22 protein-coding genes, 1 pseudogene and 1 riboswitch are annotated in these 22,936 nt (G+C 37.8%); of the genes and pseudogenes, 18 read left to right on the plus strand and 5 right to left on the minus strand.

Annotated elements, in window-relative coordinates; all coding sequences use genetic code 11:
- The first annotated feature begins 98 nt into the window (after positions 1-98).
- The 12 genes and pseudogenes from ACQKII_RS16595 to ACQKII_RS16650 all read left to right on the plus strand — a co-directional run bounded on the left by ACQKII_RS16595 (position 99) and on the right by ACQKII_RS16650 (position 12,762).
- Positions 99-830 (plus strand): pseudouridine synthase, encoded by a 732-nt coding sequence (locus ACQKII_RS16595; RefSeq protein ID WP_427461064.1) that lies wholly within the window; start codon positions 99-101, stop codon positions 828-830.
- Positions 831-1,196: 366 nt separating this feature from the next.
- A complete protein-coding gene (gene resA, locus ACQKII_RS16600; protein ID WP_427461066.1) occupies positions 1,197-1,730 on the plus strand; it encodes a thiol-disulfide oxidoreductase ResA in 534 nt (177 codons plus the stop codon).
- Between the two features lie 13 nt (positions 1,731-1,743).
- A complete protein-coding gene (gene resB, locus ACQKII_RS16605; protein ID WP_427461068.1) occupies positions 1,744-3,417 on the plus strand; it encodes a cytochrome c biogenesis protein ResB in 1,674 nt (557 codons plus the stop codon).
- On the plus strand, positions 3,414-4,595 hold the full coding sequence (gene ccsB, locus ACQKII_RS16610; protein ID WP_427461070.1) for a c-type cytochrome biogenesis protein CcsB: 1,182 nt from the start codon (positions 3,414-3,416) through the stop codon (positions 4,593-4,595). Before resB ends, ccsB begins: the two co-directional genes overlap by 4 nt.
- A 114-nt stretch (positions 4,596-4,709) precedes the next feature.
- Positions 4,710-5,426 carry a response regulator transcription factor gene (locus tag ACQKII_RS16615; RefSeq protein WP_143997863.1) on the plus strand — a complete coding sequence of 239 codons (717 nt, stop codon included), beginning with the start codon at positions 4,710-4,712 and terminating at the stop codon, positions 5,424-5,426.
- Positions 5,419-7,191 carry an ATP-binding protein gene (locus ACQKII_RS16620; RefSeq protein ID WP_427461073.1) on the plus strand — a complete coding sequence of 591 codons (1,773 nt, stop codon included), beginning with the start codon at positions 5,419-5,421 and terminating at the stop codon, positions 7,189-7,191. Before ACQKII_RS16615 ends, ACQKII_RS16620 begins: the two co-directional genes overlap by 8 nt.
- 179 nt (positions 7,192-7,370) lie before the next feature.
- Positions 7,371-7,904, plus strand: coding sequence for an RNA polymerase sigma factor SigX (gene sigX, locus ACQKII_RS16625; RefSeq protein ID WP_427461075.1), 534 nt, complete (start codon positions 7,371-7,373; stop codon positions 7,902-7,904).
- Entirely contained in the window at positions 7,901-9,208 is a 1,308-nt protein-coding gene (locus ACQKII_RS16630; RefSeq protein WP_427461076.1) for an RNA polymerase subunit sigma, read from the plus strand. Before sigX ends, ACQKII_RS16630 begins: the two co-directional genes overlap by 4 nt.
- 230 nt (positions 9,209-9,438) lie before the next feature.
- Positions 9,439-9,627 (plus strand): annotated as a pseudogene (locus tag ACQKII_RS16635) (transposase); the annotation flags it as partial.
- A 259-nt stretch (positions 9,628-9,886) separates the two neighbouring features.
- Positions 9,887-10,084, plus strand: a riboswitch (FMN riboswitch).
- A gap of 224 nt (positions 10,085-10,308) precedes the next feature.
- On the plus strand, positions 10,309-10,896 hold the full coding sequence (locus ACQKII_RS16640; RefSeq protein ID WP_427461078.1) for an ECF transporter S component: 588 nt from the start codon (positions 10,309-10,311) through the stop codon (positions 10,894-10,896).
- A gap of 106 nt (positions 10,897-11,002) precedes the next feature.
- Positions 11,003-11,419: a hypothetical protein gene (locus tag ACQKII_RS16645; RefSeq protein WP_427461080.1), complete on the plus strand. Its 417-nt coding sequence runs from the start codon at positions 11,003-11,005 to the stop codon at positions 11,417-11,419.
- The gene (locus ACQKII_RS16650; RefSeq protein WP_427461082.1) at positions 11,416-12,762 is read left to right on the plus strand and encodes a sodium-dependent transporter; all 1,347 of its coding nucleotides are present in this window, start codon (positions 11,416-11,418) and stop codon (positions 12,760-12,762) included. The genes ACQKII_RS16645 and ACQKII_RS16650 overlap by 4 nt, the downstream gene beginning before the upstream one ends.
- A 327-nt stretch (positions 12,763-13,089) precedes the next feature.
- Here the strand turns inward: ACQKII_RS16650 and ACQKII_RS16655 are convergent, their stop codons facing one another.
- Genes ACQKII_RS16655 through ACQKII_RS16670 form a run of 4 tightly spaced genes read right to left on the minus strand, consistent with a single transcriptional unit; the run spans position 13,090 to position 16,795 of the window.
- The gene (locus tag ACQKII_RS16655) at positions 13,090-13,476 is read right to left on the minus strand and encodes an STAS domain-containing protein (protein WP_427461084.1); all 387 of its coding nucleotides are present in this window, start codon (positions 13,474-13,476) and stop codon (positions 13,090-13,092) included.
- Between the two features lie 45 nt (positions 13,477-13,521).
- A complete protein-coding gene (locus ACQKII_RS16660; protein ID WP_427461086.1) occupies positions 13,522-15,216 on the minus strand; it encodes a methyl-accepting chemotaxis protein in 1,695 nt (564 codons plus the stop codon).
- Positions 15,217-15,238: 22 nt separating this feature from the next.
- Positions 15,239-15,658, minus strand: a complete 420-nt coding sequence (locus tag ACQKII_RS16665) for an ATP-binding protein (protein WP_427461088.1) — start codon at positions 15,656-15,658, stop codon at positions 15,239-15,241.
- Between the two features lie 6 nt (positions 15,659-15,664).
- A complete protein-coding gene (locus tag ACQKII_RS16670; RefSeq protein WP_427461090.1) occupies positions 15,665-16,795 on the minus strand; it encodes a SpoIIE family protein phosphatase in 1,131 nt (376 codons plus the stop codon).
- A gap of 509 nt (positions 16,796-17,304) precedes the next feature.
- Between ACQKII_RS16670 and glnA the strand changes: the two genes are divergently transcribed.
- From glnA to ACQKII_RS16700, 6 genes are all read left to right on the plus strand, one after another.
- Positions 17,305-18,639, plus strand: coding sequence for a type I glutamate--ammonia ligase (gene glnA / locus ACQKII_RS16675; RefSeq protein WP_427461092.1), 1,335 nt, complete (start codon positions 17,305-17,307; stop codon positions 18,637-18,639).
- A gap of 239 nt (positions 18,640-18,878) precedes the next feature.
- Positions 18,879-19,064, plus strand: coding sequence for a hypothetical protein (locus tag ACQKII_RS16680; RefSeq protein ID WP_427461094.1), 186 nt, complete (start codon positions 18,879-18,881; stop codon positions 19,062-19,064).
- 407 nt (positions 19,065-19,471) lie between these two features.
- Positions 19,472-20,764, plus strand: a complete 1,293-nt coding sequence (hemL, locus tag ACQKII_RS16685; RefSeq protein ID WP_427461113.1) for a glutamate-1-semialdehyde 2,1-aminomutase — start codon at positions 19,472-19,474, stop codon at positions 20,762-20,764.
- 128 nt (positions 20,765-20,892) lie between these two features.
- The gene (locus ACQKII_RS16690; protein WP_427461096.1) at positions 20,893-21,066 is read left to right on the plus strand and encodes a hypothetical protein; all 174 of its coding nucleotides are present in this window, start codon (positions 20,893-20,895) and stop codon (positions 21,064-21,066) included.
- Between the two features lie 76 nt (positions 21,067-21,142).
- Positions 21,143-21,289, plus strand: a complete 147-nt coding sequence (locus tag ACQKII_RS16695) for a hypothetical protein (protein WP_427461097.1) — start codon at positions 21,143-21,145, stop codon at positions 21,287-21,289.
- Positions 21,290-21,617: 328 nt separating this feature from the next.
- Entirely contained in the window at positions 21,618-22,784 is a 1,167-nt protein-coding gene (locus tag ACQKII_RS16700) for an MFS transporter (protein ID WP_427461099.1), read from the plus strand.
- 75 nt (positions 22,785-22,859) lie between these two features.
- On the opposite strand, the gene ACQKII_RS16705 is transcribed toward ACQKII_RS16700, so the two are convergent.
- On the minus strand, positions 22,860-22,936 hold a 77-nt coding region (locus tag ACQKII_RS16705), incomplete at its 5' end, for an IS3 family transposase (RefSeq protein ID WP_427461115.1).

Consider the following 22,936-nt stretch of genomic DNA (forward strand, 5'->3'; position numbering starts at 1 on the left):
TTTCACAGATTAACGGGAAAAATAGCCTTATTCTTTACATGAATTAAAGTTAAGGTTTTTGGCGGATGCCAAGGTGAATTTAAACTAGAGGTGAAACAATGGAAAGATTACAAAAAGTTATTGCTTATGCAGGTGTTGCGTCTAGGCGTAAAGCGGAGCAATTGATAGTAGAAGGTAAAGTAAAGGTCAATGGTGTTGTGGTACGTGAGCTCGGCACAAAGGTGTCTAACTCAGATACAATTGAGGTTGAAGGCGTAAAACTTGAAAAAGAGGATAAAGTATATTATTTACTTTATAAACCACGTGGTACGATTTCTGCTGTGACAGATGATAAAGGACGCAAAACTGTCACAGATTTATTTAAGCATTTGCCGCAACGTATCTTCCCAGTAGGACGTCTTGATTATGATACATCAGGGTTATTGCTATTAACAAATGATGGCGAATTTTCCTATATGCTGACACATCCTAAGTTTAAAATTGACAAAACGTATATTGCACGTGTCAAAGGTGTGCCAACAGTTGAAGGCTTAAAAAAGCTACAGCGTGGTATTAAGTTAGAGGATGGCAAAACAGCACCGGCTAAAGTGAGTATGACCTCTTTTGACGAGCAAGCAGGTAAAGCAATTTGTGAAATTACCATTCATGAAGGGCGTAATCGACAAGTACGTCGCATGTTCGAGGCAATCGGCACACCTGTTGTCAAGCTGAAACGTGAGCGCTTTGCCTTTTTAGATCTTTATGGCCTAACACCAGGAGAATACCGTGAATTGTCCAAGCATGAAGTGAAGCAACTGCGCGTGTTAGCTGAAACTGGACAAATCGGCTAAATGAACATTTGATGAAGAAAGTGAACATACCGCTATACGTATAGTGTGTTTTTCACTTTCTTTGTGGTGAAAACGTTCATAAATCATTCATAATTAATAGCTAAGCAAATTTGTATCATTTTGCTATAATAGGTGAGAATAGTACACCTTATTTAATTTCGTCCAGCGGTACTGCTGGATATAAAATTAAAGCCTCGCAGATGTCACATCTTTTTGAAAAGATTCGTGGCAGCAGTAATTTCTTTCAGTGCCGACAGCAACGTGGCAGGTACGGATTTAGGATCTGGACGCATGTTTTTTAAGTACAAAAGCAAAAGCGTCACCAAGAATTACTCCGAGGGGTAATTAAGAGGGAGGTTTATTAACTTGGAGAAAAAGAAGAAACGTCTCGTAACACGGACAATTATTTTAGTAATTTTAGCGCTAGCGATTGGTTACACAGTATATGGAACGGCAACAAAGGAGAAAGTAGAGTTAGTAGCAGTGGGCTCTGAAGCACCTGACTTCACGTTAGTAGATTTGAACGGTGAGAAACATAAACTGTCTGATTATAGAGGACAGGGGGTATTTTTGAACTTCTGGGGAACTTGGTGTAAGCCTTGTGAAAAGGAAATGCCTGCAATGGACAACCAATACCAAAGCTATAAAGATCAGGGTGTACAAACATTAGCTGTGAACATAGCACAAACAGATTTCGAGGTGCAGAACTTTGTTGATAAGTATGAATTATCATTTCCAGTAGTTATTGACAAAACGAAGAGCGTTATGACTGCTTATAACGTCGGAAATTTACCAGCTACCGTTTTGATTGACCCAGATGGCAAGGTAGCAAAAATTATTACAGGTGAAATGACGGAGGCGAATATCGCTTCTTACATGGAATTAGTAAAGCCAGAATAAGGAGTAAATGACGATGGAAAATATCACTTGTGCTTGTGGTCATAGTAACCCGTACGGCACGAAGCTCTGTGAGAAATGTGGTCGTCCATTAACCGAAGAAGAAAAACAAAATAAAGTTGTCGACATGCGATACGATGGTACCGCGATTCGTTCTAAAACTTACAACAAATCGATTGTTGATAAGATTTGGAATTTCTTCTCAAGTGTTAAAGTGGGGATATCGTTAATTATTATCACATTGATTGCTGCTTCAATCGGGACATTACTACCGCAAGAGTTTTACGTTAATGCTTCAGATGTTAACAAAGAGGCTTATTACGAGGACGTATATGGTACATTCGGAAAAGTCTATTATGCATTAGGACTATCAGATTTATATAGCTCTTGGTGGTTCCAAATTTTAGTTGGGATGCTGGGCGTATCTATTATTATTGCAAGTCTAGACCGTGGTTTACCACTTTATAAGTCATTAAAAAACCAACGTGTCAAACGCCATGAAAGTTTCATGAAGCGCCAGCGTATTGTGGCAGCGGGACAAGTAACAGCTAGTCCTGAAGAGACGCTTGATAAAGTTGAAAAGAAAATGACGGAGATGAAATATAATGTTCGTCGAGATGGCAGTGCGCTACTTGCAGAAAAAGGTCGTTTCTCTCGTTACGGTCCGTACATAAACCATGTTGGCCTAATTCTCTTTTTAGGTGGGGTTATGCTACGTTTAGTCCCTGGTTTCTATGTCGATGAGTCGATATGGGTTCGTGAAGGCGAAACACGTGCAGTTACTGGCATGGACGGTTATTTTATTGAAAGCCGTGATTTTATTTTAGAAACACATGATAATACACCACAAGGGGAACAGCTTAAGCAGGGCGTTAACGTAGTTGCGAAAAACTTCCAAACAGATATTACGTTATACAAACAACATGAAAATGCTATTGCTGGTGATACAGAAAATCTTGAAAAAGTAAAAGATTATTCGATTCGTGTCAATCATCCATTAAAAGAAGAAGGCTTTGCTGTCTATCAAATGGATTATCGTCTAAACGAATTGAAGCAAATGAATTTTCAATTAGTGAATAAAGCAACTGAGCAATCACTGGGTAAAGTAGAAATTGATTTAACCAATCCAGAAAAAGAGTACGATTTAGGAAATGGTGCATCTGTAACACTACTTCTCTACACACCAGACTTCTCTGGCTTTGAAGATGGTGTACCGCAAACAGCAACATCGGTTCCGAATAATCCGGCATTTTTATTTAAAATGACGACACCTGAAACACCAGAGGGTGAAACAAGCTTTGTTGCCATTAAAAATACAATCGAACCGCTTGGTGACAACCAATACAAAATGAAATTTGAAGGTGTGGAAACACGTGATATGTCTGGCTTCACCGTTCGTAAAGACCGCACAATTCCTATTTTATTTGTGGGTGGAGTTATTTTCATGATTGGTGTAGCGATTGGTTCCTATTGGAATCACCGTCGTCTATGGTTACAAGTGGAACCAGATGGTGGAGTCGTAATGGCTGCACATGTAAACAAAAATATGTTTAGTATGAAAAAAGATTTAGATGCCGTAACTGCCTTTGCTGGTCTACCGCACTATATAGATCAGTTAGAGAAGTTAGAGGAAGGCGAAGAGTCCACGGATGATGGGATTAAAGAAAAGGAAGGTGACAACACCTTATGAGTTTGATTGACTTAAGTGGAAACCTATTATTTGTTGCATTTATAGCCTATCTTGTGGCAACATTACTGTTCGGTGGTGCGATTAAACAATCGAATGCTACAGGCAATAACACGCATATATGGGGCAAGCTCGCGATTGTCGTAACAATAATTGGATTCCTTTCACAGCTTAGCTATTTTATAACGCGTTGGATTCATACAGGACATGCTCCTGTAAGTAATATGTTTGAATTTACGACTGCTTTCGGGATGTTCATCGTAGCAGCATTCATTTTAATTTACTTTATTTATCGTATGACGGCTCTTGGCTTGGTGGCATTGCCTGTGGCATTGTTAATCATTGCTTATGCATCGATGTTCCCGAATGAAGTAAGCCCATTAGTACCGTCATTGCAAAGTTACTGGCTAACAATTCACGTGATTACAGCAGCTTTAGGACAATCGATATTAGCAATTAGTGCTGTTGCAGGTCTTATTTATTTATTAAAAGTGGTCGATGTGAAAAAATCTTCAAAGCAACGCTTCTGGCTTGAAGCAGTCATGTATGGCATTATCGTGGTTGTTGGCTTTGTGGTTGTTACGTCGACATTTAGTGCAATGGATTACGAGTCGACGTATACATATGTTGATAAAGAAGGTAAGGATCGTCAAATTATCTACAATATGCCGCCGATTTTCGGAATGAATGAATATAAGGCCGTGGAAGAACATGGACTGTCACCGTTAGTAGAAATGCCTGGAATCATCAATGCGAAAAAATTAACAACAGTTGTATGGTCATTGTTAGTAGGTACTATTCTATACTTACTCATTCGCTTAATTGCACGACGTCGAATTAGCGCTATATTCCAACCGCTCGTTAAACGTGTAAACTTACAATTACTAGATGAAATCGGTTACCGCTCGGTGTTAATTGGTTTCCCTGTATTTACGTTAGGCGCATTAATCTTTGCGATGATTTGGGCACAAATTGCGTGGAGTCGTTTCTGGGGTTGGGACCCGAAAGAAGTGTGGGCGCTTATTACATGGTTATTCTATGCAGCATTCCTACACCTTCGTCTATCAAAAGGCTGGGAAGGTGAAAGATCTGCCTGGTTGGCATTAATTGGTTTCGGTATTATTCTATTTAACCTAATTGCTGTTAACTTAATTCTTGCAGGTTTACACTCTTACGCGTAAATGTGAAACGAAAAGCCCTTTTGCCGCAGCGAAAGGGCTTTCTTTTCTTTTCAAGACGTAAAGTACCATGTACAATAGAGGATAGAGAAAGATTGGAAGAGAGGGATCGTGCAAGTGTCAGAAAATATTTCAGTATTAGTAGTAGACGACGAGGATCGTATTCGCCGCTTATTAAAAATGTATTTAGAGCGTGAAGGATACTTAGTTGACGAAGCAGAGAATGGTGAAGAAGCGATCGAGAAATCTTTAGAAAAAGAGTATCACTGTATTTTACTTGATATTATGATGCCTGAAAAAGATGGGCTTGAAGTGTGTGCTGAAATCCGTGAGCGTGCTGCAACACCAATTATTTTATTAACTGCGAAGGGCGAGGAAGCGAATCGCGTACAAGGGTTCGAGCTTGGTGCAGATGATTATATTGTAAAACCATTTAGTCCTCGTGAGGTTGTCCTACGTGTAAAGGCTATTTTACGCAGATCACAAGCATTTTCACCTACGACGAGCGCATCTTCTTCAAAAGATTTAGTTGTATTCCAACACTTAATGATCGATCATGATGCTCACCGTGTAACGGCAGAGGGCATCGAAGTAAATTTAACACCGAAAGAATATGAACTACTGTATTTCCTAGCAAAATCGCCAGACAAAGTGTTTGACCGTGAACAATTACTAAAAGAAGTTTGGCATTATGATTTCTTTGGGGACCTACGTACAGTCGATACACATGTAAAGCGTTTACGTGAAAAGCTCAATCGTGTATCAGAAAACGCTGCAAAAATGATTGTCACTGTTTGGGGCGTTGGCTACAAATTTGAGGTTGTCAATGAATAGAATATGGAATAGTGTTGTCGGGAAGCTATGGGTAACCATATTGCTTCTCGTTTCATTTGTATTATTTGTTTTCACGGTTTTAATGCTCGAATTTCTTCAAAACTATCATATGCAGCAGGCAGAGATCTCGCTACGTCAAACGGCTGCAACGGTCGCAAGTATTGTTGATGACACTGAAACGGCAGAAACGACTTCGGAATTATTAACAGATATTTTACCAGATAGTACGAATGCACTTATTGCAATCAGCCATGTCGAAGTATCATTTGCGATGCAAGAAGGCGTCAATAAAAAAGAAATTCAAGATACGATATTGGCCAACAAAACTTTCCATGAAATTTTTCAATCAGATGAACCTGTCATTAAAGAAATGATGATGCCGTCCTCAACAGACAAAGATAAAATGGAGTCTTATGTCGTACTCGCCTTTCCTTTAAATGTGGAAAATGCTGTACACGGTGCAGTCTTTATTTATCAAAGTCCAGATGCACTACATAAAACGTCGAAAGAGACAACGAAAATTGTCTTTTTAGCGGCATTTATAGCTTTCGTGTTAACGACATTCTTTGCATTTTTCTTATCTTCACGTATTACCTCGCCCTTGCGTAAAATGCGAGAATTGGCATTTGAAATCTCCAAAGGAAACTTCGAAGCGAAAATGCCAACCACACAAAATGATGAAATTGGTCAGCTCGCAGTTGCTTTTAACCAAATGGGTCGCCAACTGAAACACAATTTAGAAGTTATCAATCAAGAAAATGAACAGTTGTCGAATATCCTGACTTCGATGACGGATGCCGTTATTACGTTTAATCGTGACCGTACAATATTACTAAGCAATCCACCTGCTGAACGTTTAATGCAAAAATGGTTTGTCAATAAGGGTTCACAAAGTACAAAGCCCATTCCGCCAGAATTGTATCATATGCTCGATCATGTACTGATGTTTGAAGATAAGCTCGAAGAGGAAATTGAAATGGATGGGAATTATTACACGTTTACGATTAGTCCGCTCTATAGTGGAGAATTGATACGTGGAGCAGTCGCTGTTATACGTGATATGACAGAGCAGCATCGTCTAGAAAAGCTCCGATCTGATTTTATAGCCAATGTGTCGCATGAGTTACGTACGCCGATTGCGATGCTCCAGGGCTACTCTGAAGCCTTAATGGATGATTTCATTCAAGATCAAGAAGAACGCAATGAAATTACAAAAATTATTTACGATGAATCAAAGCGGATGGGACGCCTAGTTACGGACTTATTGGACCTTGCGCGTATGGAGTCTGGACATATGGCGCTCTACAAAGATGAGTTACCGATTAACTCAACATTCGAGCGTATCACACAAAAATTTGCACAAGTCGCAAAGGAAAAGCAAGTTCAACTAATTTTCGATAGTGAATTTAATGACGATGCGATTATTAGCATAGATGAGGATCGTATTGAGCAAGTGTTAACAAACTTGGTTGATAATGCACTTCGTCATACGGATGAGGGATCAGTAACAGTGAAAGTAGAGAAGGAGCCAACCTTTGCCAAGATTTCTGTACAGGATACAGGACATGGTATTCCACAGGACGATCTACCGTATGTCTTTGAACGCTTCTATAAGGCAGATAAGGCACGTACGCGTTCAAAAGGTGGCACAGGTCTTGGGCTCGCTATTGCGAGAAATATCGTCAAGGCACATTCAGGAAATATTATGGTCGATAGTGTTTTAAAAGAAGGTACGACTTTCACGTTTTATTTACCATTCGATTAACTTTATTTTGTCGAATGGCAAACAAAATAATAGCACCTAGACTTATGCGCCAAGCAACAGCACTAAATATGTTAATGTGCAATTGCTGGGAGGCTGCAAAATTGTCATGTAGAGATAGATTAAGTGTAACTTCTATGAAAGTTAGACGACAAATACTATAAGAACGGGGGTGGAGTGCTTTGAATGACTCCGTGTTCCATCGACTATACGATGTATACCATCAAGACGTGTTCCAGTTTCTTATTTATTTAGTGAAAAACCGTACACTTGCTGAGGATTTAGCGCATGAAGTGTACGTTCGTGTGCTGCGCTCATATGACCACTTTGCTGGGAATAGCAGTGAGAAAACGTGGTTATTTGCTATTGCAAAAAACGTGGCAATTGACCATTTTAGAAAACAGGCAGTACGCAAAAAACATTCACTTGATTTTTTTGACTGGGAAACGGAACAACTACATTCAACCACACCATCACCTGAAGATATGCTACAGAGCAGTGATGAATTTTTGCAAGTAGAGTCAGCGCTTGAAAACTGTTCGGGCGACCAAAAAATGGTCATTATTATGCGCTACTTCCAAGACTTATCGATAGCTGAAACAGCACAAATATTAAATTGGACAGAAGCGAAGGTAAAAACGACTCAGCATCGTGCCATTAAGTTTTTAAGACAACAGTTACAAACGGTTAGTGAACAGGAGGCGAAACGGCAATGACTCATAAACAGTTTGACGATGACCAACTTGAAAATGTATTGAACAATGCCCCTAAGCTTTCTGACCACCGTTCGAAAGACGAAGTGTTGAAACGTTTGCTGGCAGATGCACGCTTGCAGGATAATATCCATCTTCAAGATGCCGTGCAAGAACCGATTGATACCCAAATTACAACGATAGAGCCTAATCAACAGCATGATTCTACACAAACAGAGAGAAATGATTTACCAATAAAAAAACGTAAAAATAGAAAAATGCCTCTATTTATGAGTGTTGCTGCTGTTTTTGTCCTGACTTTAATAGCGGGATCTGTGTTTGTTCACAATAATGAATCGCCTAAAAATCAGGCAACCCCTGATAGCGCTACATTTTCTGCGATACCAGACAACAGAGCTACAAAGGATATTGAAAGTAGTGACAATGTAATGGATTCCAGTATAGTTGCGGAACATACTCGGATGATGTCGCTCCGAACATCTGTGTACGAAGAAGATTTAACAGATGCCGTAGTATTCCGCATTGGTTTAGCTGGAGGGATAGCGGCGGAGAGTGTCCCTATGACGTATATTATTCCAAATGAGCGCGTTGTCGCTGATTTTGGCAAGGAAAAGCCTACATCTTTGCAAATGTATGAAAAATACGCCCCACAAATAGATGAGGAAGCAATGGGCTTTACAAACTATCATCCATACAAGGGTGAGTTGGAAGAAAAAGGCGAAAAACTTGTGCATGTACTACCTAAAAAAAATGAATATGATATAGCCTCTGCCTCAGTAAGTAAGTATCTAGGGTCGTTAAAGGATACGTTCTCAGATTCTGATTATAAGGAAATTGCCTTTGAAAATGCAGATGGCACAGCTTATGAGTTTTCGCAAGCGGGTGAGCCAAGTGAGCCATTGGCATTGAAACCAAAAGATCATTTTAATTATTATTTATATACAGAAGAAAATGGCACGGAATATTTATCGCCAGATTTTCGTAAAACGTATCCAACTGTAACAGAGGCACTCACGGCGATGCGTCATAAAAACGATGACGTCTATGTTCCAGCCATACCTGAAAATGTGACTTACACAGTGAAGGAAGAAACGGATGGTGTCGTGGTAACTTTTGATGCACCACTTGATTTAACGACTATGGATGCAGTGCGTACTACGCAGTTAATTGAAGCAATGATGCTAACTGCTGCAAGTTTCGATAAAATATTGCGCTTAGATAATGTTGTACAAGATAGTTGGGAGGGCTTTGATTTAACAAAGTACTTACCAATGCCTGTAGGGGCGAATAAGCAATATATGCCATAACGACTTTTTAAAATAGAAGTATCTACATGAACCCGTTGATTTCCGCTAGGTCGGACGCTTTTTGCAGGCATGGCTTTAGTTTCCTCGTAGCTTACGCGCCTGCGTGGCCTTCAAGCTCATGCTATTCTCGCAGAAAGCTTTGCGCTGTAGCGAAAGGCGAATGCCGTCAGCTACACTCGCCGCCTGCGTGTCAAACAACTAGTGTACGTCTATAAATTCAAAGTGACATGAAAAAAATCTATGTACGTCGAAAAGAAACGATTGAACGTGTAGTTGTTGATGCGAAAGAAAACAAGGGTATGCGTTGGATAACCTTACGAGGGATTAAAAAATTGTCCATGCAGGCGACGTTTACTTTTGCTGCCATGAATTTGAAGAAGCTGCAAGATTCAAAAATGGTAAAAAATAGATGCTTGTAGCGTACTACTCTCGTTAATAGGGGCTATTTGTAACGTATATTTCTGATAAAATTTCAAAAGGGATTCGGAATGTGATTATTCTGAATCCCTTTTTTATATGGACAAAAAAATGCTGGAATTAGTGGATGAACATAAGAGGTGAACATATTGACAATAAGCTGTCTTAATACATACAAACTTAATCGGATTTTTTAAAGCAGAAGTATTTACTTTTTCTTAATAATTCATTATAGTTAAGTTGTAAGATAAAATAATATTGATTCATCTTCGGGGCAGGGTGAAAATCCCGACCGGCGGTAATAGAATCGTAAATCGCTATTGTAGCATAAAACTACATTCGCTCGATTGATTTACTACAAGATTCTTCAGCCCGCGACCTGTGCAAATCTTTTTTTGCATGGCTGACTTGGTGTGATTCCAAGGCCGACAGTTATAGTCTGGATGGGAGAAGATGGAGGTACGATCGTCATTTGATGTTACGAATTTTAGCTATGCACGAGCGTTTTTTCATTGTGGATTTTGTACAGTGGACGCTAAAAAATGGCTAATAATGGCGTTTTTTAACCTTGCCTATTCTCCCTTATGCTATTCGTGCATAGGGGTTTTTTCGTGAACAGGAATTGATTGCATCGTTGCCTTTCTTCTTGCGAGATCGAATCAGCAAAGAGGAGAGAGCTTACAATGAAGAAAAATGTCAAACTTCAATCGTTTATTACGATTGGCATGCTAAGTAGTATTTCGTTTTTACTAATGCTTTTTAATTTCCCGATTCCGCCATTTCCAACGTTTCTAGAGGTGGATTTTAGTGATATGCCTGCACTTATTGCAGCAATCACAATGGGACCTGTAGCAGGCATTTTAGTAGAATTATTTAAAAATGTACTAGATTGGATTTTCTCAGGCACACCAACAGGCGTACCGGTTGGTCATATGGCAAACTTTGCAACAGGAATTTTATTTATTTTACCAGTAACATTTATCTTTAATCGTTTTAAAACAGTTGCAGGGCTTGTCGGAGGTTTAGTTGCTGGAACGATCGTGATGGCAGTAGGTATGAGCCTTCTAAACTATGCGCTATTTTTACCAATGTACACTTACTTCTTAGGCATGGAGCCAGTCGTTGGAGATTCTTTATATACAATGATTGTAGTAGGAATTTTACCATTTAACCTTGTAAAAGGTATTTTATTAACGGCCATTATGGCATTACTATTCACTACAATGCGTAAATGGATTGAACGTCAACGTCAAATGTATTTAACAAAATAATAAATAGATCGAACCTCGAGTATGTAGATACTCGAGGTTTTTTTATGGGAATTAGGGTAGCGACGCGACGGATAGAAAGCTAAGAGTGGCGGATAGGAAGCCTAGAGTGGCGGATAGAATGCTAAGAGTGGCGGATAGAAAGCCTAGAGTGACGGATAGGAAGCCTAGAGTGACGGATAGGAAGCCTAGAGTGACGGATAGGAAGCCTAGAGTGACGGATAGGAAGCCTAGAGTGACGGATAGAAAACTAAGAGTGACGGATAGAAAGCTAAGAGTGACGGATAGAAAGCTAAGAGTGACGGATAGAAAGCTAAGAGTGGCGGATAGAAAGCTCCGAGTGGTGGATAGAAAGCTCGAAGTGACGGATAGAAAGCCTAGAGTGACGGATAGAATGCTCGAAAACACGGGAAACGGCATAAAACAATGGATAATATGCTGGTCAACTTTAGATTGTCTAGTCGTAATACTTAATTTCATGTACAATGAGTGTGAGTTTAGAATGTTGAGGAGTTTGAAGAGATGAGTCAAAAGAACGGACAGTGGTCCAGTAAATTAGGGTTTATTTTAGCATCGGCAGGAGCGGCAATTGGACTAGGCGCAATTTGGAAACTGCCGTATGTCACAGGTCAAAGTGGCGGTGGTGCATTTTTCCTGATATTTGTGTTATTTACATTATTGATTGGTTTACCGATGTTATTATCGGAATATATTTTAGGGCGTGGTACACAGTCAGAGGCTGTAACTGCGTATAAAAAAGTTGTGCCAACGAAGCAAGGCTGGGCATGGATTGGCCGTATGGGTGTGCTTGGTTGTTTTCTGCTATTAACTTTTTACAGTGTAGTAGGGGGCTGGATTTTTATCTATAGTGGCCTTGGTGTGACGGGAGCGGTCATAGATCCTGCGGTGAATCCTAGTAATCTATTTAGTGACATTATAGGGACGCCTTGGATTACACTGCTTGGTTTAGGGTTGTTTACGTTGGCAAATGTAGTGGTTATTTCACTTGGTGTGCAAAATGGGATTGAAAAAGCTAATAAGTGGATGATGCCATTATTATTTTTTATGTTTGTAGTACTTGTAGTGCGTGCGTTAACGTTAGATGGGGCGATGGAGGGTGTTAAATTCTTCTTGTGGCCGGACTTCACACATATTACAGGGAAGGCGTTACTAGAGGCTTTAGGGCAATCGTTCTTTGGTTTGGCCGTTGGGTTTTCATGTCTTGTGACGTATAGCTCATATTTGAAAAAGGATGTGAGCCTACCGAATTCGGCGGGATCAGTTGTTATGCTAACTGTGCTTGTGTCGTTTTTTGCCGGACTTGCGATTTTCCCGGTTGTTTTTGCTTTTGATTTAGAGCCAGCAGCGGGACCTGGATTGTTATTTATGGTGTTGCCAACAGCCTTTAGTCAAATGCCATTCGGTGAAGTATTTTTAGCGATGTTTTTATTACTGTTTTTATTTGCTACGCTTACATCATCCTTTAGTTTATATGAAATAATTGTAGCTGCATTTATTGAAAAGTGGCATATGTCACGTACTTCATTGACAATGTTACTCGGTGTGGTTGTCTTTATAGCTGCGATTCCATCTGCTTTATCTTCAAGTCTTTTAGCAGATGTATCGTTTTTTGGTAAAACAATTTTTGATGCGACCGACTTTTTAGTGTCGAATTTAATGTTGCCATTAGGCAATTTATTGATTGCGATTTTTATTGCGTATGTGGTTGATAAGGAATTTGTGAAAAAAGAATTACTGATGGGCAGTAAAATGGGACAGGGATATTTTATGACATATCGCTGGTTAATGTTAATTGTAGTTCCTTGTGTCATTATTGTTGTACTGCTTAATATGCTTTTGCAATTTTAAAGTAAGAAGAGGCTGGGACAAAAGAGAAAAAGTGTTAGATTGACTGATGTCGATCTAACACTTTTTTGCTGTAAGCGTTGATGTCCGCTGCGGCGGACGCTTTCCGGGGGCGTGACCTGAGCCTGTAGTCTCAGGTACGCTAATCCCCCAGGATTCGCCGCCTTCGCTACCATCAACTAGTACTCTCTTCTGAACTTTATTTATTCCAAAAGGAAGAACGTCTAAATTTTTCTTCATTTTAGATAGCGAAAATTTAATAACACCTATGCTCCTCTTTCTTAAAATTTAAAGTTTTGACCCAGTCTCTAAATTTTTACTTACAAAAGATTAATACTCATTTAGCGATAATTCGCTAGACCATCCGTCCTGGATGATCTGTTTTGCGTCATCCTCGTTTTTTGAGATTGGGAATATTTTGTCGCACTGAGAAATAGCGAATAAGTTACGAATGAAGTCATCAACGACAATAATGGCAATTCTTTTTTCTTTTACAGATACCATCTTTGCAAAATTGACAATCATGCCAAAGCCTGTACTATCAATATTCATTACTTTTTGCATATCGATAATGTATCCGTGCTTTGTTTCTAATTTAAGCGCTTGCAGATCTTTTTTAATATCCTCAATTACCCCATATTCCAAATCACCAGTAAACGAAATGACAATATAATTAGCCTTTGTTTTTATATCCATTGTAACCTTTTTCTGAGCCATATTTATAGCGCCTCCATCTTTCTTTTCGTTATTAGGATTCGTTTTTCAAAACTTAAATTTATTCACTTCATTCTGTAATTTATGAGCAATCGTAGCTAGTTCGTCTGAACTTTGTGTGATTTCTGCAACAGTTGCATATTGTTCTTCTGAGGTTGCCGCTATTTCTTCGGTAGCAGCTGCTGAGTCTTCGATAATTCGTGAAATATCTTGAATTGCTTGTTGGACACCTAGAGAATTATCATTTACATGCGTGAATGCGTCTTTCATTTGCTTAATATCTGCTTCGGTTTCGACCACCTTTTCAACAATTTCTTTTAAAGCACTCCCTCCTTTATTGATGATTACCACTTGTTCCTCTACGGCAAGCAAGTTACTTTCCATTGTGCGAACAGTCACTGAAGTTTCTGCTTGTATATCATTAATTAAATTTGTAATCTGTCCTGAAGCTAAACTAGACTGCTCTGCTAACTGGCGAACCTCTGAAGCTACCACTGCAAAGCCTTTTCCTTGGTCACCTGCTCGTGCTGCTTCAATAGCAGCGTTGAGGGCAAGTAAATTTGTTTGCTCAGCAATGCTAGTGATGACTGTGATTATTCCGCCAATTTCTTCTGAACGCTTACCAAGCTTTTGAATAGAATCAGTAGCATAAGAAACTGTTGTTGTAACAGCGCTCAAATGTTTGATGGCTTCATTGATGGCTTCGTCACCTTTACGAGCAATATGGGTCGAATCTACGGCATTATTTAAAGTTTCTTCTACCTTTTGTAAACTATGAGCTACTTCATCAATCGTTTTTTGCATCATATTTACGATTTTCTCAGATTGGTCAGATTGTGTCGTGGTCCCGACTGCAATTTCATTCATTGTTAACGCAATTTGACTTGCTGCTTCACTTGTTTGATGTGATGATTCTGCTAAAGAATGAGAAGAGTTTGCTATTTGGTTGGCACTACCAGCTACAATGGTTATCGTTTCGGTTAAGCGATTTTTCATATCACTAAAGGCTTGTGCTAAATCCGTAATCTCATCTTTTCCTCTTGGGCTTAATAATTGAACATTTAAATTTAAATTGGCAAGTTCTTTGGCATTTGCACTAAGTATATTGATGGGTGTAATAATCTGACGTTGTAAAAACCAGCTAATACATATAAGAATCAAAATGGCAATTCCTATTGAAATGGCGATATCGTAGTATGCGGAATTTGTAGCAATTTTTATATAGGGTGCGGTTGGGACAGCTGTTGCCCACACACCAATGACTTCCCCTTTACTATCTAAAATGGGATCATAGGCTGCTTGATGCATGCTTCCTAAAACATTTGCAGAGCCAATAAAACGGTCTTTTTGCCCGAGTACAACGCTAGCTACCTCATCGGAAACTTTTGTATGGAGAGCTCGTTCGCCAGATTCTACTATATTCGTACTAATGCGGGTATCATTTTGGAATATGGATACAGCGTTCCCGTCTGTTAGCTCACCAATTTTATCAACAATTTCATAATTCTCTACCATGCTGATATCGCCTTTATATAATTGGTTGTTAACAATTTTCCATTCTCCAGGGATTTTTGCATCTAAATATTGATAGCTTAATTGAATATCTGATAAAAGTTTTGTATTTGCACTTTCTAATAGATTATTCTTTGCTACATAGAAATTAATACCGACTAAAAGTGATGTCAGTAGTAAAATACAAGTAAAGATGAGCAGGGTCATCTTTTTCCGGATTGTCCATTTCATTAAACTTCCTCCTAGTTATATATTACGCATGGATTTTTTTTGAAATACCAACTAAAAATTTTGTTTCTGTTATATTTTCAAACCAAATATGATCAACCATATTTTTTACGAATAATAAACCTCGTCCCCGATCAAAAGAAGTGTGATTATGTACATCAAATTGAAAGACTTTTTCCCAATCATTTTCGTCGATTCCTTTAGCTTCATCAGTGACCGTTACTCGTATCTCTTCGTCCGTCTGGGTAACCTGTACTTGTATTTTTTCTTTACAGTCTGTATAAAATTTTTCCATCGCTTCGACAGCATTAATGACTAATTCGTGAACGACGAATCGTAATTCCCTTTGATAAGGAAGATTATATACAGTCATATAATTTTCCATTACCTGATCAACAAAGGTAATGGCCTGCATATTAGGTTGTACATTGAGTGTGAATTCCATTACCAATCACCTACCTTGTAATGTTATCGTTACTGATACTATTGTAATATCATCGCTATATTTATTTTCTGACAAATCGTATTTTTTAGAAAATTTTTGCAGGGCATAGGCGTTATCTTGAGATGCATAGGAATGAAAGAAATCAAAATCGATTACCTGTTCTTCATTTAGTGTAAGTAAACCATCGGTATAAAGAATTATGCGATGCCAACCAGATAAAGGAATCATCTTTTTGTTGATTTGAATAGTTGGAAAAAGACCTAAGATGGGCGTATTCGCTGGCAGGAACACCGTTTCTCCGTACTTGCCGTATAAAAAACCAGATGGGTGAGCCGCATTGACATAATGTAAGGTGCCACTTTTTGTATCGATTAGTATATAGATAGCTGTCATTAAAAAACGATCCATATCCTCATCTGAAAACAACTCATATATTTGATGGTTAAGTTCGTGAATAACGGCAACGGGATCGATTAATCTAGTAATAATTCCTTTTAGTAACGATTTAATGGACATAGTGACAAGTGAGGCAGCGATGCCGTGTCCCATCGCATCATAGAGTAAAACAGCGGTTAAATCCTCATTAATTTTAAACCAGCTATACATGTCACCGCCTAATGTATTAGAAGTAACATATAGCCCATCTATTTGTATATGTTTGAGATTTAACGGTGGTGATAAGGCGTTCTTTTGGAACTTTTTAGCAATCGTTAAATCCTTGTGAATGCTACTTTCCTGCTGCTTCCGAAGTTTAGCTTCTCCTCGATATTTTAAGGCAACTTGAATGCGTGTCTTGAAATGGGTGAAATCAAATGGCTTCAATATAAAATCGAATATGCCAGCCTCAAAGACTCTGTCAATCGTAATCGATTTTTCATATGAAGTGGAGAGAAGAATGGGTGCATCACTCCAACTCTGTAATACTTCAATTTGTTGACAAATCTCCTCGCAATTTTTAAGTGTTAATTTTGCATCATAAATAATTAAATCGAGCTCTTCTTTAAAATCATCTAATAAATAATTCATCGCCGCTTCCGTTGTTGTAAAGCAATGAATATTTTTGATGTCTATACGATGAAAATATTTTTGCATTCGCAACACATCATTGCTCACGCTACCAATAATTAATACTGCCATCCTTCTTTACGCTCACCGCCTTATATATCTTTAGAACTGTATGCGCATTTTATATATACGGCTTTTTTCATTAGCTGTCTTAAAATATGAATGAGCAATTTAAAATTCTAATTTGCTATAAATTTACCAATAAATCTAACTTTATACAAGACTATTGTGGTATAAAGTGTGAAATTTTTAAGGGTAGTTTTGTTAAGTGAACTATGTATATTATACTGTTTTATCTTTATATCGATAGAATTAAAAATGATTGATATCACCTATTATTAGGTGGTGACTAAAAATATGTAAAAACACCCAAAAACTACATTATAGATTAGACGCCATTCCATCTAATTTCTTCTTGAAGTAAATCAATATGCTATACATCTATAAATAAGATAAAATTATTCTAAAAATTCTATGTAAGAAAACTTAACATATGTATTGCGTTTCCATCTACTGTTAGTGTATTTTAATATCAGTTATAAATTTTATGTAAGGAAAAATGACAATTGGAGTGGTGAAGAATGAAACATTATACGAAAGAAGATATTGTCCGCCTGGTGAAAGAAGAAAATGTGAAATTTATTCGCCTACAATTTACTGATATATTGGGAACAATTAAGAACGTTGAAATACCCCTTAGTCAATTAGAGAAAGCATTGGACAATAAGGTCATGTTTGATGGCTCCTCAATTGAAGGGTTTGTACGTATCGAGGAATCAGATATGTATTTACGTCCGGATTTGGCTACTTTCGTAATTTTTCCGTGGACAGCTGAAAAGGGGAAGGTGGCGCGCTTCATCTGTGATATTGCAAGACCGGATGGCACGCCATTTGAGGGGGACCCACGCTCCAACCTTAAGCGTGTGCTAAAAGAGATGGAGGAATTAGGCTTTACCTCGTTTAATCTAGGACCGGAGCCAGAGTTTTTCTTATTCAAGCTCGACGAAAAAGGACATCCAACGCTTGAGTTAAATGATAGTGGAGGGTATTTCGATTTAGCACCGACCGATTTAGGCGAGAATTGTCGCCGTGATATTGTCCTAGAATTAGAGGGAATGGGCTTTGAAATTGAGGCATCCCACCATGAGGTTGCACCTGGCCAGCACGAAATTGACTTTAAGTATGCAAACGCCATTGAAGCGTGTGACAATATTCAAACCTTCAAACTTGTTGTGAAAACGGTGGCAGCTCAGCATGGTCTACACGCAACCTTCATGCCTAAACCATTATTCGGCGTCAACGGATCAGGTATGCACTTTAACCTCTCACTTTTTGAGGGTGATAAAAATGCTTTCTTCGATGCAAATGCAGAATTGCAATTAAGCCAAACAGCCCGCAGCTTTATGGCAGGGATTATGAAGCATGTGCATGGCTTCACAGCAGTGACAAATCCATTAGTAAATTCCTATAAACGATTGGTGCCAGGCTATGAGGCACCTTGCTATGTGGCATGGTCAGCTCAAAATCGCTCACCACTTATTCGAATTCCGGCAACACGAGGCCTCTCTACACGTATTGAGCTTCGTTCTGTAGATCCAGCAGCCAATCCTTACTTAGCAATGGCCGTAATTTTAGCATCTGGACTCGATGGTATACGGAAAGGTTTCACACCACCAGATGCTGTAGATCGTAATATTTATAAGATGACTCGGGTGGATCGTGAAATTAACAGCATAGATAGTCTACCTTCCTCACTAGAGTACGCACTTATTGAGCTAGAAATGGATCATATCGTACGTGATGCACTTGGAGACCATATTTTTGAGAAGTTCACGGTAGCTAAAGAAATTGAATGGAATAAATACCGTACACGCGTTCATGACTGGGAACGTGATGAATATATGAAAATGTACTAGAAAAGAAGTGTTGGGGTTTGGGACTGACCCCAAAAGTATAGACAAATAAAAAAAGCATCTTCGAGATAAAGAGATACCTTTAACTAATAATATTGTTCACATTATAAATATTAGAAGCTTATAAGAGTTGTTCAAAATTCATAAGCCTTTACGGAAAATACCGGAGGCACTAACAGACAGGTTAAGCACCTGTTATGTTGGTGCCTCTTTTTCGATGTCTATAGGAAGGGGTGGGGTAGTTGAGTATGTTACAGACTGAGCTAGTGCAGAAGGGGTTAGGCAAGAAGGAACAAGGGCAAGAATCAAAAAGACGTCAATCCGAAAAGAAGATGAGTCAAAGAGAAATTGAAGAATTTGAAGAAAAAGGTGCAGTACCAGGAAACGAGCGAGTATTTGAAGCGAATCTTAAATTATGTCGTCTCTAAAATGGTATATGCCCAACTGGATAGTAAGACAATGCCTGAGCATGGAAATACAAGCGAGAAATAAAATTTCCTGGTAATTGGTTTGTAAATGAGAAAAGTATGAATTTGATTATGGACTGCTGAAAAATGTGTTTTTGGATGTTTTTTATCAATCCTTAATTCGTTATGCTTAGAGCGTTCATTCATTCATTCATCAAACTGACAAAGAACAAAGAGGGGGCATAATATATTAGTCTATTTAGTTCAAGAAAGTCTCTCAATTGTGAGGAAGTAGATTGAAATTAGCTTGCCAAGCTTCAACACGCAAGTAAGAAGATTAAGAATGTGTATTTAATATTCTTCAAAAATATTAGAAAAAAATTACTTCATCGTTCAAAAACATCTAAATAATAAAGGTGGTTTTTAAAATAAATACAAACAAATCAACAGAAGCCTTCGAAATAGCAAAAAAACTTATGCCTGGTGGAGTAAATAGCCCAGTAAGAGCATTTAAATCTGTTGGTATCGATCCAATTTTTATGAGCCATGGAATAGGTTCGAAAATATATGATATTGATGGTAATAGTTATATAGATTATGTTCTTTCCTGGGGACCATTAATTCATGGACATGCAGATAAAGAGGTTTCAAGTGCACTACTTAAAGCTATAAATAGTGGGACAAGTTTTGGGTTGCCTACGTTACAAGAAAATAAACTAGCAAAATTAATAACAACTCGGATTCCTTCCATAGAGAAGATTAGAATGGTTAACTCGGGTACAGAAGCAACAATGAGTGCCATTAGGCTGGCTAGAGGTTTTACTGGCAAAAACATTATTGTTAAATTTGATGGAAACTATCATGGACACAGTGACGATCTATTGGTAAAGGCAGGTTCAGGAATTGCTACATTAGGCCTTCCAGATAGTCCTGGTGTACCTTTAGAGATAACAAAAAATACTTTATCAGTTCAATATAACAATATTGAAGCACTTAATAAAATATTTGATAAATTCGGGTCAGAAATTGCAGCAGTTATAGTAGAACCCTTTGCTGGTAATATGGCAGGAATACCTGCTGACCTCGAATTCTTACAAGCTATACGTTTTTTGACTAAAAAATATGGTGGGCTATTTATTCTTGATGAGGTAATGACTGGTTTTCGTATAGATTACTACTCTGCTCAAGGGCTTTATAACATTAAACCAGACTTAACTTGTTTAGGAAAGATAATTGGTGGAGGGATGCCTGTTGGCGCATATGGAGGAAGAAAAGAGATTATGGATCTAATTGCTCCTGAAGGTAATATTTATCAAGCTGGAACTCTATCGGGTAATCCATTAGCTATGGTAGCGGGTTATACCACAATAAATAAATTAGATCATGACAGTTACAAGTATATAGAAGAGCTATCAGACAGACTTATTCAAGGATTATCAACAGTAGCTAATAAATATAATATTCCCCTTAAAACAACTAAAGCTGGAACTATGATTGGATTCTCATTCATAGACAATCCCTTACAAAATTTTGATGATGCTCGAAAAATAGACGCTGAGATGTTTCGTCGTTTCTATGTAGAAATGCTTAAACAAGGTATACTTTTACCTCCTTCTCAATATGAAAGTATATTTATATCGACTGCCCATTCAATAAATGATATTGATAGCACGATTAATGCTGCAGATGTAGCATTTAAAAGAATTTTATCATTGATATAAAACACAAAGTCTAGGTACTCAATTAATTTTGAGTCTGGGCTTTTTTCTTTCATATCATAGAACTTAATTGGTATATTTAGTAATTCAAAGTATAGTGATAAAAAATACATAATAGGTGCGATGAAGCGATGGTTAAAGCATTAAATTGTCCCAAATGTGCTGCAGTATTTAATCCAAAGGAAATAGTTGTACGTACTGTGATTCATAGTTTCGGATTTAAAATTAATTTATCTAAAACTAGGATTGCAGAAAATTCAAAAGCTAAGTATGTAATAGCGAATCACATTATCGTACTCTCATGAGAATTTGCTTTTTTTATCTACATATATTAGAATAAACAAAACTATTTACTAATATTAAGAAAGGAGGCAAAAAGTCATGGAAACTGTTTTCAGAAGAATTGCAACAGAAGTAAAGTCATATTTACAACTAGCAGATTTACTTTCAAAGGGACCAGTCTGTCCTTTTTTAAGCAAACTTCATATAGAAACCAGCTACCGGAAGCTTTTTGTCTCTTTATTATAGAATCTGTAGTAAACACTTACATTATTTGTGCATTTTCATTAAGTGCTAAGCAATGACTAGACGCCGGTTGTATATGGCGTCTTTTTGCGTTATAAGAGATGGATATACCTATACGACCTCTTAGATGAGATTCATGAACCAGTGGACAAAGGTCAGGTAAGGAACTACCAAATACCGAACAACCAAGTTGGAAAAATTGATGTGCCTCCAATAAAGGAGTTTTAGAAAGGGTGAGTCAATTGCTTAAAAAACTTAGGCGATATAGAAAGGTTTCAGTGTTCCAAACGCTTCTAATATAGAAAAATAATTAGAAGCGAGGAATAATACTATGAAAAAACAAAAAATCTTTAATCAATCATTTCTATTTTTATTTATAAGTAACTTTTTAATTTTTATAGGGTTTGAAATGTTGCTCCCTATTTTACCAGCTTATTTGTTAAGCATGCATGCATCTTCCACGCAAGTAGGTTTAATGACATCGTTATTTACATTAGGAGCTGTTCTAATCAGACCGTTTGTAGGGTATTATTTAATTGATAATCAACGGAAAAGTCTTGCCATTATAGCAAGTGTAGCTTTAATGATTATTACAATGCTGTATCCTTTACTTAATATTATTTCGCTATTGCTATTGTTACGACTTTTCCATGGCGCAGCATGGGGAGTATCAACCACAGCCAGCAGTACAATTGTAGTTGACTTAATTCCTAAAAATCGGTTAGGAGAAGGTATAGGGTATTTTTCTATTTCAACAACGGTCGGGGCTATCATTGCACCGAGTATAGGTATCCTTATCTATGACGCTTTTTCCTTCGATATTTTAATTTGGTTATCAGTAGTACTCAGCCTATTGGCCGTAATAGCGCTTCAATTTATATATTCATCTAAACCTGTTAAACATGACAAGCAACCATTTCGATTTTTTGAAGCAATATTTGAAAAAGACGCATGGTTCCCAGCATTACTGACGGTTATTACAACACTTGGTTTTGGAGCGATTATTACTTTTTTAGTGCTTTTTGGAAAACAAAAGGGATTAGATCAAGTTTTTCTATTCTTCCTTATCAATGCGACTGTCGCAACTTTATTACGTCCGTTTACAGGTAAATGGTATGATAAAAAAGGACCTTGGTCTATCATCATTGCGTCAGCAGTGCTAGGTTTTTTATCACTTGTTATCCTTTCTTATACGACAAATAATCTTTATCTTATTATTGCAGCGATTTTATTTGGTGCAGGTTATGGGACTGTCATGCCATGTTTACAAACATGGACGGTTCAAAAGGTAAGTGAAGAAAAAAGTGGCGCAGCCAACGCAACCTTTCTTTCCAGTTTTGACGTTGGTGTTGGGGTAAGCGCATTTGTCTTAGGGATTTTAGCTGAATGGATTAGTTTAGAGATGATCTTCCGATTTGTTAGTCTAAGTTTTCTTGTAGTGGCTGTTTTAGTCTATAAGGATTTTTTAAATGAAAAGAAAAGGAATACAAATATATAAAGCGATGAAAAAAGTCCACTTCATAGAAGTGGACTTTTGGTTTTCTTGGTATGTCAACACTAAACTGGACAAAAATTATAAGGTCTGTTTTTTAAATTCCACGGGTGTTAAATAGCCTAATGTTCCATGAATTCGAATGTTATTGAACCAAT

This window comes from Lysinibacillus sp. NPDC048646 (assembly GCF_050272295.1).
Classification (GTDB): Bacteria; Bacillota; Bacilli; order Bacillales_A; family Planococcaceae; genus Lysinibacillus.